Below are 13609 nucleotides of genomic sequence, written 5' to 3'. Positions count from 1 at the left end.
CGCCGGGCACCGGACCGGGCACCGAGGGGTCAGGTGCGCCCGGTCCGGCCCCGCGGGGTCAGTCGCGGCTGGTAGGTGGGGGCTCAGGCGGACGCGGCCTGGGCCGCGGGGCCGTAGAGGATCGCCTCACGGTCGTGCTCGGAGAGCCCGCCCCACACGCCGTAGGGCTCGCGCGCGCTCAGGGCGTGCTCCCGGCACTGCAGGACGACCGGGCAGGTGCGGCACACGGCCTTGGCCGCGGCCTCGCGGTTGGCGCGCCGCGGGCCGCGCTCGCCCTCGGGGTGGAAGAACAGCTCCCCGTCGGCGCCGCGGCAGGAGCCGAGCAGCTGCCACTCCCAGTTCTCCGTGATCGGGACGGGCAGGCGGCTCACATCGGTCATGGCGAGTCCTCGGGGGAGAGTTGGGGGGTCAGGCCCAGGTGCTGACACGAACCTAGTACCGCGTCGTAAGTTGTTCAACTCTTTCGGGTCACGAGTTGTGCGAGCGTGGTCACAGCCCCGAGTTGTGACGCGCGCCGGGATCGCCCACCCTGGTGCCCATGGGGACCACCGGGGCGCGTGCGGACGACGTGCCGACACCCGACCTCCCCGAGGCGCCCCTCAGCGTCGCCGCGGTCGCCCACCGACTGGGGGTGGCTCCCGCGACGCTGCGCACCTGGGACCGGCGCTACGGCCTCGGCCCGACCGGCCACGCCGCCGGTGCGCACCGCCGCTACAGCCCTCGTGACGTCGCCCGGCTGCAGACCATGCGGCGGCTGACCTTGCAGGGGGTCCCGCCCGCGTCCGCGGCCCAGGCGGCCCTCGAGGTCGAGCCGCTCGTCAGCGGCCGCGACACCGCGCCGCTCCCGACCCGTGACGGCCGGCTGCAGGCGCCCGCCGGCGGCGGCAGGGTGCTCCCGCTGCCCGGCGCGGAGGCCGCAGTGCGCGGGCTCGGTCGGGCGGCGATGGCGCTCGACGGCCCGGCCGTCACCGAGGCGGTCCGCGCCGAGCTGGCCCGGCGGGGCGTCACTGCGACCTGGGACGACGTGCTGCGTCCCGTGCTCGCCGCGGTTGGAGCCCGCTGGGCCGCGACCGGTCAGGGCGTCGAGGTCGAGCACCTGCTGTCGGACTGCGTGACGACCGCCCTGCGGGAGATCGTGCCGGACCGGCAGGAGGGTGCCCGACCGGTGCTGCTCGCCTGCGCCCCCGACGACCAGCACGCGCTGCCTCTGCACGTCCTCGGAGCCGCGCTCGCCGAGCGCGGGCACGTCTCGCGCACCCTCGGTGCCGCCATGCCTGCGGACGCGCTCGCCGCCGCCGTACGACGTACTGGTCCCGCCGCGCTGTTCCTGTGGAGCCAGCTCGCGAGCACCGCGGACCCGGCCGTGCTGGAGCGGCTCCCCACGACCCGGCCCGCGACCGCTGTGGTCGTCGGGGGTCCCGGCTGGGTCGGTGCTGAGCTGCCGGCGCGGGTGACGCGGGCCGACGACCTCAAGAGCGCCGTCGCGCTGGTCGAGCAGGCCCTGGGGGCGTGAGCCGCGGGACCGACCGCTAGCGTCCCCGCGACCAGACCCCTCGTGAGGAGCAACCGCGGTGACCGCACCAGGCACGGACCTCGCGAGCCTGCTCGCGACCGGCGAGCACGCCGCCTTCCACGGCAAGCCGGCTGCGGCCGTCGGCACCCTCGAGCAGGCCGTCGTGCTCGCGCAGTCGCAGGGCCGCAGCGCGGAGGTCGCCGCCGCCGCGTGGCTGCTCGGGGTCGCGCTGGGTGCGGCGGGGCGCTACGGCGTCGCGCTCACCGTGCTGTCACCGCTCGTGGAGTCCGGTCGCGACGAGTCCTCGCCCGCCGAGCACCGCCTGTTCTCCTCGCTGGCCGGCGCCACGATCGCGAGCGTCCACCGCCAGCTCGGCCGCCACGCGGTCGCCCGCGACGCCGACACCGAGGCGCTCGCGCTCTCCGACGGCACCGGGGAGGCGGCCTTCGACGCGCTGCTCGGCCTCGCGTCCGACGCCATCGGCCTCGAGGACCCCGAGGAGGCGTCGGCCCGCCTCGCGCAGGCCGCCCTGCTCGTCCCGCCCCGCTCCGACGAGTGGTGGCGCCAGCGGGTCCGCCTCGGCTGGGCCACCGCCGAGCTCGCGCTGCTCGAGGGCCGGGTCGAGGACGCCGTCCCGGAGGCGCAGGCCGCCGTCGACCGCGCGGAGGGCGCCCGCGCGCCGCGCCACGTGGCCAAGGGCCTGCTGCTGCTCGGTCTGGCGCAGGTCAGCGTCGGTGACGAGGAGTGCGTGACGACGCTGCGCCGCGCCGCGACGCTGGCGGAGTCGCTCGGCTGCCTGCCGCTGGTCTGGCGCTCGCGCGCGCTGCTGGGCGCCCTCGTCGCCGAGGACGACCCGCTGGAGAGCGACAAGAGCCTCGCCGCGGCCCGCTCCGCGGTGCTCACCATCGCCGGTGAGCTGCCGCCCGGGGTGCGCGCCGAGTGGCTCGCCCGCCCGGACGTCGACGCCCTTCTCGGGGGCTGAGCACGCCCTGATCGGGCTGTCACCCACCCGGGTGAGCCCCCTCACCCACCCGGGTGGGTGAGGGAGGAGTGGCCCTAAGGGGTCAGGCGCTGATCACGCGCACGCGTCACGCTCACGTCGGGCGCCGATGCTGCCGATGCTTCACCACATCGACGGCACCGTGCCGACGACGTGGTGACGTGGTGACAGCGAGGGCAGGAGGTGCGCGTGGAGCGACGACCGGCGAGCACAGCCGGCCACGACGGCGCCGTGGTCCTCGGCCAGGTGGCCGGGCTGCTCGCCGACCTCGGCCAGACCGCGCTCCCGGACGCCCTCGCGCTGCTCGTCGAGGCGCTGGGGCTGCGTAGCGCCGTGCTGCGCGGCCCCGGCCCCGACGGCGCGGTGATCGCCCTCGCCGGTGAGGTCGTCCACGCCGTCCCGCTCCGCCGCTCCGCCGCTCCGCTCACGACGTCCGGCCCGCCGCACGAGGTCCCCGTCGTGCACAGCGGACGCGAGCAGGCGGTGCTCGTCCTGCACGGAGCCAGGCCCTCGCACCTCGCCGTGCTGCGCGCCGCGGCCGGCGTCCTCGGGCTCGCCCTGTCAGTCGGCCGTCGCCCCACCGCGGACCCCCTCGGCCTCCAGCTCGTCTGTGACGCCGAGGCCGACCGCGACGCCCTCGCCGACGCGCTGCACGACGGCGCGGTCCAGTCGCTCGTGGTCGCCCGCTACGCCGCCGACGCCGCCGTCCGGGCCGGTGACCCCCACGGCTCGGTCGCGCTCGTGCGCGACTCCGTCCAGGACGCCCTCGTCGAGATCCGCCGCACCCTGTGGCAGCTGCGCCCGCGCGCCGCCGACGACCTCGCCGGGGCCCTCACCGAGCTGTCGGCCCGCCTTGTCGACGCAGGTGCGCCCGCCCTCGAGCTCGACCTCGACGAGGCGGTCCTGAGCGCGCTCCCGCACGCGGTCTCAACGACGGCCTTCCGGCTCGTCCAGGCCGTGGCGGCCACGGGCGCCGGCCCGGTGCGGGTCCGCAGCGTCGTCACCTCCGACGGACCCGCCGTGGAGGTCCACGGAAACCTCGACGGTAGCCCCGACGGCAGCTTCGACACCTCTCGCTGGCGCCGCCGGGCCGAGGCCGTCGGTGCCGTCCTGCAGCCAGGCAGCGGCCACATGCGGCTGCTCTCCCCAGCCCCCCGGCTCCTGCCCGTCCGCAGCGCCGTTCCCGCCGGCGACACCCCCTCACGCACCACCCGACCGAAGGCGACCACGTGACCACCGTTCTCATCTGCGACGACCACCGCATCGTGCGGGAGGGGCTGCGGCAGTTCGTCGCGGCCGTCCCCGGCGTCGACAAGGTCGAGACCGCGGCGAGCGGCGAGGAGGTCCTCGCGCGCTACCCCCACGAGCACCCCGACCTCGTCCTCATGGACGTCCGGATGCCCGGCCTCGGCGGCCTCGAGGCCACCCGCCGCCTCGTGCAGCAGCACCCGGAGGCCAAGGTGATCATGCTGACCGCCGCCGACGACCGCGACCAGGTCGCCGCCGCCGTCAGCCACGGCGCCCGGGGCTACCTCCTCAAGGACGTCAGCCACGAGGAGCTGTGCGCGGCCGTCGCGCACGCCCTCGCCGGCATCGACCTCGTCGAGCCGTCCCTGCGCCGCGCCCTGGCCTCCCGCGAGGTGACCCGCCAGGCCCCGCCCGGCGCGCAGCTCACCGAGCGCGAGCTGCAGGTCCTCACCGGCATGAGCCAGGGCAAGAGCAACAACCAGATCGGCCGCGAGCTCTACCTGTCCGAGGACACCATCAAGACCCACGCCCGCCGGCTGTTCCGCAAGCTCGGCGTCAACGACCGGGCTCAGGCGGTCGCGCTCGGCTTCCGCCGCGGTCTCGTCAGCTAGCAGGCCCTTCTCGTCGTACGACGGGAAGGCCGGTGGGTCAGCCGTCCAGCGTGGCGTCGGCGAAGCCGCGGGCGTAGTCCCAGGAGACGTAGTCGGCAGGGTCCGGGCTGAAGGCGGGCTCGTGGACGCGGGTCGTGCCCTGGTCGAGCAGGTGGCGCAGGTTGCCGCGCAGCAGGTCCCAGCCGAAGTAGTGCGGCTCGCGGCACTCGTCGCAGTCCACGACCAGCCCGCGGACCCCGCGCGGTGAGAGCAGCACCTCGAAGACCTCGAGGTCCTCGAGGTCCTCGAGGACGTCCTCGCGCTCGAGCGGCGTCAGCGGCGGGGCCTCGTCGAGGTCGTCGTCGTCGAGCGCCGCGAGCTCGCGGGCGGGGTCGTCCGGGTCCCCCGAGAAGGGGTCCACCGGCTCTACGGGAGGCGTCATCGACCTCCACGATAGGGGAGCGGGCGGCAGGTAGAGTCTCTCCTTTCCACAGCGCTGACGACGCGGAAGGCCCCATGAGCGAGAACGACGCCACTTCTGCTGATGGAGGGGAGCTCCTGGCCCCGCTCGGCCTCACCTACGACGACGTGCTGCTGCTCCCGGGCGAGACCGACGTCGTGCCCAGCGAGGTCGACACGACGACCCGCCTGACCCGGGGCATCTCGCTGCGGGTGCCGCTGGTGTCGAGCGCGATGGACACCGTCACCGAGTCGCGGATGGCGATCGCGATGGCTCGCCAGGGCGGCATCGGGATCCTGCACCGCAACCTCTCGATCTCCGACCAGGCCTACCAGGTCGACCTGGTCAAGCGCACCCAGACCGGGATGATCAGCAACCCGGTGACGATCGGCCCGAAGGCCACCCTCGAGGAGCTCGACGCCCGCTGCGGGCAGTACCGCGTGTCCGGACTCCCCGTCGTCGACGACGACCACACGCTGATCGGCATCATCACCAACCGCGACCTGCGCTTCGTGCCCGTCGCAGAGTGGGGCACCACCCACGTCGCCGACGTCATGACCCCGATGCCGCTCGTGACCGCACCCGTCGGCATCAGCCGCGAGGACGCGACCGTCATCCTGCGCCAGCACAAGCGCGAGCGGCTGCCGCTCGTCGACGCCCAGGGGCGGCTGGCCGGGCTCATCACCGTCAAGGACTTCGTGAAGTCCGAGCAGTACCCGTTCGCCTCCAAGGACGCCGACGGCCGGCTGCTCGTCGGTGCCGCGATCGGCTACTTCGGCGACGCGTGGGAGCGGGCCACGACGCTGGTCGAGGCCGGCGTCGACGTGCTCGTCCCCGACGTCGCCAACGGCCACGCCCGCCTGATGCTCGACATGATCCGGCGGCTGAAGTCGGACCCGGCGACCCGCCACGTGCAGGTCCTCGGTGGCAACGTCGCGACCCGCGCCGGTGCCCAGGCGCTGGTCGACGCCGGCGCCGACGGCGTCAAGACGGGGGTGGGGCCTGGATCCATCTGTACTACCCGGGTCGTCGCAGGCGTGGGCGTCCCGCAGATCACCGCCATCCACGAGACTGCGAAGGCATGTCGCCCCGCGGGTGTGCCGGTCGTCGGGGACGGCGGGCTGCAGTACTCCGGTGACATCGCGAAGGCGCTGGTCGCCGGTGCCGACACCGTCATGGTCGGCTCGCTGCTCGCCGGCTGCGACGAGAGCCCGGGCGACCTCATCTTCGTCAACGGCAAGCAGTTCAAGACCTACCGCGGCATGGGCTCGATCGGCGCGATGGCCTCGCGCGGCAAGAAGTCGTTCTCCAAGGACCGCTACTTCCAGGCCGACGTGGCCTCCGACGACAAGATCGTCCCGGAGGGCATCGAGGGCCAGGTCCCCTACCGCGGCCCGCTGTCCGCGGTCGCCCACCAGCTCGTCGGTGGCCTGCACCAGTCCATGTTCTACGTCGGCGCGCGCACCGTCGCCGAGCTCAAGGAGAGAGGCCGCTTCGTGCGGATCACCGCCGCCGGGCTCAAGGAGAGCCACCCCCACGACGTGCAGATGACCGTCGAGGCCCCGAACTACAGCGGCCACTGATGGCCACCAGTGACACGGTCGAGATCGGGATCGGCAAGTCCGGCCGTCGGGCCTACGGCTTCGACGACATCGCCATCGTCCCCTCGCGGCGCACCCGCGACCCCGAGGACGTCAGCCTGGCCTGGGAGATCGACGCCTACCGCTTCGAGCTGCCGCTCGTCGCCGCGCCGATGGACGGCGTGGTGTCGCCCGCGACGGCGGTGGCGATCGGCCGCCTCGGCGGGCTCGCGGTGCTCGACCTCGAGGGCCTCTGGACCAGGTACGACGACCCGGAGCCGTTGCTGGCCGAGCTGGCCGAGCTGCCGGAGGGCGTCGCGGTCGCCGACCGGATGCGCGAGCTCTACAGCAAGCCCATCGAGCCCGACCTCATCACCGCGCGCGTCAAGGAGATCCGTGACTCCGGCGTCGTGGTCGCGGGCAGCCTGACCCCGCAGCGCACCGTCCAGCACGCGCAGACCGTGCTCGACAGCGGCGTGGACATCTTCGTCATCCAGGGCACCGTGGTCTCGGCCGAGCACGTCAGCAGCCGCTCGGAGCCGCTCAACCTCAAGCGCTTCATCGCCGAGCTCGACGTGCCGGTCATCGTCGGCGGCTGCGCGACCTACCAGTCCGCGCTGCACCTCATGCGCACTGGCGCGGCCGGCGTCATCGTCGGGGTCGGCCCGGGCCAGGCCAACACGACGCGCGGCGTGCTCGGCCTCGGCGTACCCATGGCGACGGCGATCGCCGACGCGGCCGGTGCGCGGCGCGACTACCTCGACGAGTCCGGTGGCCGCTACGTCCACGTCATCGCAGCCGGCGGCATGTCCACCGGTGGCGACGTCGCGAAGGCCGTCGCGTGCGGCGCCGACGCGGTGATGATGGCCGCGCCGCTCGCCAAGGCCACCGAGGCGCCGGGCCGCGGCTTCCACTGGGGCCACGCCTCGACTCACCCGCAGCTGCCGCGCGGTACCCGCGTGGAGGTCGGCCAAGTCGGCACGCTGGAGGAGATCCTGCTCGGGCCGGCCCGCACCGACGACGGCACGACCAACCTCTTCGGCGCGCTGCGCAAGGCGATGGCCATGACCGGCTACTCCTCGCTCAAGGAGTTCCAGAAGGTCGAGGTCATGGTGGCGCCGGCCTTCACGACCAAGGGCCGCGCCCGCTAGCGGTCAGCCGTCGTTGCTCCGTGAGGGGCAGGTCTCGAGCAGGGCGCTGCGGGTCGGGTAGTCCGGGTCGGCGGCGGGCAGCGGCGTCGAGTTGGCGTCACGGAAGGCGCCGAGCTTCCAGCGGCCCCAGTACTCCTGGCGGCAGTAGGACTCGACGCGGAACCACTCGACCTCGCCAGCGGGCCGCTCGGGCGCGGCCTTCACGCCACGGAGCACGCCCCACAGCCGGTCGTCGAACTCCTGCTGCCACTTGTCCTCGCCGCGCTCGCGGGCCCAGTAGACGCCGTGGCCCTCGGAGGCGAAGCGCTCGTCGGCGACGTGCGGCGCCCCGATCGAGCCGAGGCCGGCCACGGCCAAGGGAGTCGTGCCCTTGTCAGTGGGGGTCGCGCCCTTGTAGAGACGCTCGAGCAGCTCTGGCTGGGTCAGGACCCCGTCGCCGAGCTCGCAGCCGCGCCGGGCCGCGCCGCAGGCGAGCTTGGGTCCCTTGGCGATGACGCCCTTCGACTGCACCCGCGACGCGCCGGCGAGGGCGGTGCGGGCCTTCCAGAGAGCGCGGGCGTAGGTCCCGGCGATGACCGGTGTCGCGTTGGAGGTGCCGCTGAAGTCACCGCCGTTGCTGATGGTGGTGCTGGTGTACGACGAGGGGTAGCCGAGGCCCAGGCTCGCGATCTCGGTCGGCTTGCCGTTGCCCGAGAAGTTGTTTCCGGAGGGGTCGATCGCCCCGACGGTGACCGCCCAGTCGGGGCCGTTCTGCGAGTTGAGCAGGGTGGACTGCGGGGCGACGAAGGCGTTCTCGAGGCCGTTGCCGCCGGAGAAGAACGCGGTCTGCCCGCGCTCGACCGCCTGCCGGGCGAGCTGCACGTCACTGCCCTCGTAGATGCGGTCGCGCACGACGCCGCTCGCGTTGATGCCGAGCGAGACGCTGATCGCGTCGATCCACGGCTGCTTCTGCGCCCACTGGATGCCAGCCTCGTAGGAGGCAGCGTCCGGGGTCTGCAGGAAGACGAGCAGGCACTCCGGGCAGCTGCCGAAGCGGTTGCCGACCGAGACGCTGCTCGTGCCCTGGCCGTGCTCGCCACCGCCAGTCCCGTAGACGAGCGGCTTGGTGTCGGAGAAGGACACCGCGCCGATCACCTTCGTGCCGGGGAACCACGTGTAGTGCAGCGGCTTGCCGACCTCGGAGGTCTGCAGCTCGTCCCACGCGTCGGCGTCCTCCTGCTGCAACGCGTCCATCCGCGCCGTCGGCTCGGTGTCGAGGGTGAGCCTCGTGGCGCCGTAGGAGGCGAAGCTCGTCGTCGACGGGAAGCCCTCCACCCAGGTGTGCGGCGCCTTCGACAGCGGCAGGTCGTCAGCCTTCGAGGCCGTCTTGGCCTGCGGCATCTCCGACGCGCGGTAGTCGAGGTGGTAGGGCGACATGCCGCTGTCGAGCACGGCGACGACAACCATGTCCTCGACCCCGCGGGTCGGCGCGGCATCGGCGGTGTCGAGCGCGGCCAGGCCGGGGACGGCGACGACGGCAGCGGTGGCGACGGTCAGGAGCGAGCGCAGGCGCATGAGAGGAGGAATACGACGCGCAACGCGCACTTCCTGCCGGCGTCAGGACTCCGGTGGGGCGACCAGTGCGGGGCAGGCGGTCTGGATGAGGGTGCGGGTCGGCCACATCGGGTCGGGCGAGGGCAGAGGGGTCGTGGCGTCGTCGACGTAGGCGCCCTGCGTCCAGGAGCCCCAGATGTGCTGGCGGCACTCGGAGTCGACGCGGAACCACTCTGTCTCACCGGCCGGGCGGGTGGGTGAGGGCTTCGTGCCGCGCAGGACGTCCCACAGCCGGCTGTCGAACTCCGCCTTCCACGTCGCGGGGCCGTCGATCTTGCCGCGGTAGGTGCCGTAGCCCTCCGAGGCCATCCGGGTGTCGGCGATTGGCGGGGTCGTCACGAAGGGGATCGCCATGCCGCCGACCGGGGCGGGCACGGGCACAAGGCCGAGCACGGAACCCGGGATGGTGCGGCGGCCCGCGAAGCCGCCGGTGGTCGGGGTCGCGCCGAGGAAGAGCCGGTTCTGCAGCTCCGCGCGGGTCAGCCGCCCGTCGCGCAGCTCGCAGTCCTTGCGGGCCGGACCGCAGGCGACCTTGCCGCCGCTCGCGATGACGCCGGCGCCCTGCACGCGCGAGGGGCCGGACAGCGCCTGGCGGGCGAGCCAGAGCGCCCGCCCGTAGGTGCCGGCGACCACAGGGGTGGCGTTCGACGTACCTCCGAACAGCCCTGAGCCGCTGGTGTCCTTGGCGTTGATGGCCGAGGGGTAGAGCCCGCCGATGCTCGCGACGTCGGCGGGCTTGCCCGAGCCGGTGTAGTCGACGTCGTCCTTGTCGGTGGCGCCGACCGTGACGATCCAGTCGGGGCCCTCCTGCGACGACAGCAGGGTGCCGTTGGGGGTGATGAAGTCGTTGGTGACGCCGTTGCCGGCGCTGAAGAAGACGGTCTGGCCGCGCTCGGTCGCCTTCTTCATCAGCGGCACGTCGGAGCCGTTGTAGACGCGGTCGCGCACGACGGGCGCGGTCGAGATGCCGTAGCTGTTGCTCACCGCGTCGATCCACGGCTGGGCCATGGCCCAGGACAGCGCCGCTTCGTAGTCGGGGCCCGCACCGGCCTGCAAGAAGACCAGCAGGCACTCCGGGCAGGAGCCGTAGATGTTGCCGACCGAGACGCTCGAGGTGCCCATCCCGTGCTCCGGGCCGCCGGTGCCGTAGACCAGTGGGGTGCTCGACGCGAAGGACATCGCACCGATGACCTTGGTGCCCGGCATCCACGTGTAGTTGAGCGCCGCCGCCGTGCTGCGCTCGAGGTCCCCCCAGGCGTCCGCATCGCTCTTCTGCAAGGCGGCCATGTCGGCCTTGGGGTTCTTCGGCAGTGTCAGGCGCGTGGCCATGTAGCTCTCGAACTCACCGGGCTTCGGGAACCCCTTGAGCCAGGTGTGCGGCGCTTTGGTCAGCGGCAGGTCGTCGGCCTTGCTGGCGGTTTTGGCCTGCGGCATCTGGGTGGCCCGGTAGTCCAGGTGGTACGGCGAGAAGCCGCTGTCGATGACCGCGATGACGACCGCGTCGTCGCCCGGCCGCGTAGGAGCCGCCGACGCGGACTGCAGCGTCGACAGGGCCGGCACGGCGAGGACGCCGGCCGCGACCAGCAGGGCGATCCGAGGGGAGAGCAGTCGCATGCAGGAGGAGTACGACATCGGCGTACTTTTTCCTGCCTGTCGGGATCCCGACAGATCACTGTCCCCCGGTGCCCGCGCATGGGACAAATATTGCGGAGGCGCTGCGGGGGCGGCGCTCCCGCACGGACGGTCGGAGGTCGGGGGGCCACCGACTGTGTCCCATCGAGGGCGTCGCACTCAGGTGCGGCGCCCTCGATGCTGTCCCGGCTAGATGGCCGGGCAGGAGTCGCCGCGTCGGCGTCGAATCAGGCAGGTCAACACCCCGCGGAAACCCAGCCCGCTACCTAGGAGCACCCGTGACACTGTCCGGCCGTCTTGCCGCCCGCCGCACCGTCGCCATGACGGGTGCCGCAACGCTCGTCGCCACCGTCGGTCTCACCGCCTGGATCGGCACGGCCAGCGCCGACGCCTGCCCGGCGTGGACCGACCCCAAGGGCGACTCGACCACCGGGCAGGCGGGCATCCCCCTCACCGAGGACGCGCAGATGGACATCACCGCCGCTGCCGTGGGCACGGTCGGCGACAGCTTCGTGATCCGCATCACCACCGACGGGCTCGGCGACTCCTCGAGTGACGCAGGTGACGAGTTCGGCCTCGAGTTCACTCTCGCGGGGCAGGAGATGCTGGCCTACGCCGATCGCATCAAGCCCCTCGGGGTGGAGCTCGACGTGACGGCGGCCATCCTCAACTTCACGAGCGACACGCCGAACGGCGCGGCCACCGCGACCTACGACGTGAAGTCCAAGACGGTCACGATCACCGGCAAGCTCACCGAGCTCGCCAAGTCCGTTGGCAAGCCGGTGGCGGGCCAGTCCGCGACGGGGCTCAACGCCTACACCAGCAACCAGGTCGACGGGCTCCCGGTCACGCGCTACGACGACGCGCCCACCAAGCTCACCACGACGATCGGCACGGCCTGCGAGATGGCCGGCGGTGCACCTGCGCCTGCCCCGTCCGGCAGTGCGACCGGTACCCCGAGCGCCTCGGCCACGCCGACCGCGAGCGCTTCGCCCTCCGGGTCCGCCTCCCCGACCGCCACCGCATCCCCGTCCGGCTCCGCCAGCCCGACCCCGTCGGGTGCGCCGCCCGCAGCTGCGGCAGGTCTGCCGCGCGCCGGCTGCTTCACCTTCGCCGACGCCAAGGGCGATGCCCCTTCCGTCGTTTCCGAGGCGAACGACCCTGACCTGGACCTCCTCGGCCTGACGCTGCAGTCGACACCTGAGACCACGAAGGCGTTCCTCAAGGTCGACAAGCTCGGGAAGCGCCCGGCCGAGGCGCCGGGCCACACCTTCTCCACCCTGTTCACCGCCGGCAAGAAGCTGGTGCAGATCGTCGGCACCGCCTACGACCCCGCGCAGATCACGGCGGTGCACGAGGGCCTCGCGAGCGTGACCGCCCCGCTTCCGGTCAAGCTGAACCCACCGACCCGCCTCTCGGTGGACGGCACTGCCGTCACGTCGACGCTGAAGGTGACGTACGACGCCACCAACAGCACCGTCATCATGGCCATCCCGACTGCTGAGCTGACGAAGGCGACGGCGGGCGAGTTCGACGCCGGCAAGACGCTGACTGCGGTCCTCGGGCGGGCGTCGGCGCAGTACCTCGCCGCCAGCTTCACGGTGGACACGACGGCGAAGGACAACGCCGCGGCAGCGACGCCCGCCGAGACGTGGACGGTCGGGGACAACGCGTGCTTCACGTCGCCGACGACGCTGACGAACCTCGGCGCCACCAAGGCGCAGTTCGGTGACGTGGCGAAGCTGGCCGTGAAGCTGGCCGACAGCGCCGGGAAGCCGGTCGCCGGGCAGAAGGTCACGCTGGCGCTGCCGGGCACCACGGCCACCGTCACGACCGGTACCGACGGCGTCGCGCGCGTCGCCATGACCGTGCGGGCCACTGCCGGTGCAACCACGATGACCGCTGCCTTCGCCGGTGCCGGGGCGTTCGACAAGTCCGCGCTCTCGGTGCCCTTCACGGTCGCCGTCGAGAAGACGGTGCTGTCCGCGAAGGGCGCCAAGGGTGCGGTCACCGCGACCCTGCTCGACGACGACAAGAAGGCCGTCGCCGGGCAGACCGTCACCTTCGCGCAGGGCTCGGTGAAGAAGACCGCGAAGACCGACGCGAAGGGCGTCGCCAAGGTCAGCGGCCTCAAGCCCGGCCAGGCCGTCAAGGTCACCTACGCCGGGCTCGCGGGCAAGTACGCCGCTACGAGCCTCAACGCCCGCTCGTAGCCGGGGTCACCCCGGCCGGCGGCAGGGCTCGCAGGGTGGGCGTAGAACCCTGACGCACACCAGCTACGAGGAGTTCGCGTGCGTCTGCCTGCCGTCCCCCGCCGTGCCGTCCTGGGCGGTGCCAGGGCTGCCCCGAGACCGCGGCGGCGCGCGCCGTCGACGACGGCGACGCCGTAGACGCCCGCGGACGCACCTGCCCGGACGACCTGGGCGGTGCGACGGGGACGCCCCCGTCGAACGCCGCAGCCTGCACGGCCGCGATGTCGGTCGCGGGGGCGTCGAGGCGCACCGTCACGCCGCCCGGCCACGTGGGCGGCGTGACGGCAGGGCCCCGGTCATGAGCTCCTGCTCGCGCAGGTGGACCAGCCCCAAGGGCGCAGCTGGAGCTCGGCGGGCACGAGCACGCCCCACGGCAGGGACCGGGTGGTGAAGAACTGCTCGACGTGGTCGACCCGAGGATGCGGACCGGTGACGTGACCGCCGTTCCACTGCGCGGCAGGTAGGCCCGTGGCGTGCACGGCGACGTCACCGAGGTCGGGCTTGGGCACCCCCTGGCCGGTGGGTCGCGTCGAGCCGCCAGCCCGCGACGACGGACGCCCGCACGGCCGCGAGCTCCGGGGTCATGGAGC

12 protein-coding genes are annotated in these 13609 nt (G+C 73.3%); 7 read left to right on the top strand and 5 right to left on the bottom strand.

All coding sequences use genetic code 11. From position 1 onward, the window contains the following. Window positions 1–83: 83 nt before the first annotated feature. Window positions 84–380 carry a WhiB family transcriptional regulator gene (locus Q8R60_13435; protein MDP3713472.1) on the bottom strand — a complete coding sequence of 99 codons (297 nt, stop codon included), beginning with the start codon at window positions 378–380 and terminating at the stop codon, window positions 84–86. Between the two features lie 158 nt (window positions 381–538). Here Q8R60_13435 and Q8R60_13430 point away from each other — a divergent pair, with 158 nt between their 5' ends. The 4 genes from Q8R60_13430 (at window position 539) to Q8R60_13415 (ending at window position 4372) form a co-directional block, all read left to right on the top strand. Beyond that, window positions 539–1513, top strand: coding sequence for a MerR family transcriptional regulator (locus tag Q8R60_13430; protein ID MDP3713471.1), 975 nt, complete (start codon window positions 539–541; stop codon window positions 1511–1513). Between the two features lie 58 nt (window positions 1514–1571). Next, complete coding sequence (locus Q8R60_13425; GenBank protein MDP3713470.1) at window positions 1572–2495, top strand: hypothetical protein; 924 nt, start codon at window positions 1572–1574, stop codon at window positions 2493–2495. A 207-nt stretch (window positions 2496–2702) separates the two neighbouring features. Beyond that, complete coding sequence (locus Q8R60_13420) at window positions 2703–3746, top strand: histidine kinase (protein ID MDP3713469.1); 1044 nt, start codon at window positions 2703–2705, stop codon at window positions 3744–3746. Beyond that, window positions 3743–4372 carry a response regulator transcription factor gene (locus tag Q8R60_13415; GenBank protein ID MDP3713468.1) on the top strand — a complete coding sequence of 210 codons (630 nt, stop codon included), beginning with the start codon at window positions 3743–3745 and terminating at the stop codon, window positions 4370–4372. The genes Q8R60_13420 and Q8R60_13415 overlap by 4 nt, the downstream gene beginning before the upstream one ends. 37 nt (window positions 4373–4409) lie before the next feature. Here Q8R60_13415 and Q8R60_13410 read toward each other — a convergent pair whose 3' ends face one another. After that, complete coding sequence (locus tag Q8R60_13410; protein ID MDP3713467.1) at window positions 4410–4793, bottom strand: DUF5319 family protein; 384 nt, start codon at window positions 4791–4793, stop codon at window positions 4410–4412. A gap of 74 nt (window positions 4794–4867) precedes the next feature. On the opposite strand from Q8R60_13410, the gene guaB reads away from it, so the two are divergent. After that, window positions 4868–6394, top strand: a complete 1527-nt coding sequence (gene guaB, locus Q8R60_13405; GenBank protein MDP3713466.1) for an IMP dehydrogenase — start codon at window positions 4868–4870, stop codon at window positions 6392–6394. After that, the gene (locus Q8R60_13400; protein MDP3713465.1) at window positions 6394–7542 is read left to right on the top strand and encodes a GuaB3 family IMP dehydrogenase-related protein; all 1149 of its coding nucleotides are present in this window, start codon (window positions 6394–6396) and stop codon (window positions 7540–7542) included. The genes guaB and Q8R60_13400 overlap by 1 nt, the downstream gene beginning before the upstream one ends. A gap of 3 nt (window positions 7543–7545) precedes the next feature. On the opposite strand, the gene Q8R60_13395 is transcribed toward Q8R60_13400, so the two are convergent. Both Q8R60_13395 and Q8R60_13390 read right to left on the bottom strand, forming a co-directional pair. After that, a complete protein-coding gene (locus tag Q8R60_13395; GenBank protein ID MDP3713464.1) occupies window positions 7546–9096 on the bottom strand; it encodes a S8/S53 family peptidase in 1551 nt (516 codons plus the stop codon). Between the two features lie 42 nt (window positions 9097–9138). Then, window positions 9139–10749: a S8/S53 family peptidase gene (locus Q8R60_13390; protein MDP3713463.1), complete on the bottom strand. Its 1611-nt coding sequence runs from the start codon at window positions 10747–10749 to the stop codon at window positions 9139–9141. A 296-nt stretch (window positions 10750–11045) separates the two neighbouring features. Here Q8R60_13390 and Q8R60_13385 point away from each other — a divergent pair, with 296 nt between their 5' ends. Further along, entirely contained in the window at window positions 11046–12980 is a 1935-nt protein-coding gene (locus Q8R60_13385) for a hypothetical protein (protein MDP3713462.1), read from the top strand. 335 nt (window positions 12981–13315) lie between these two features. On the opposite strand, the gene Q8R60_13380 is transcribed toward Q8R60_13385, so the two are convergent. Further along, window positions 13316–13528, bottom strand: coding sequence for a hypothetical protein (locus Q8R60_13380; GenBank protein ID MDP3713461.1), 213 nt, complete (start codon window positions 13526–13528; stop codon window positions 13316–13318). Between the last annotated feature and the right edge of the window lie 81 nt (window positions 13529–13609).

The organism is Mycobacteriales bacterium (assembly GCA_030697205.1).
Lineage (GTDB): Bacteria > Actinomycetota > Actinomycetes > Mycobacteriales > SCTD01 > JAUYQP01.
The sequence above is the reverse complement of the archived record's forward strand: the minus strand, read 5'-3'. Positions and strand labels throughout refer to the sequence as shown.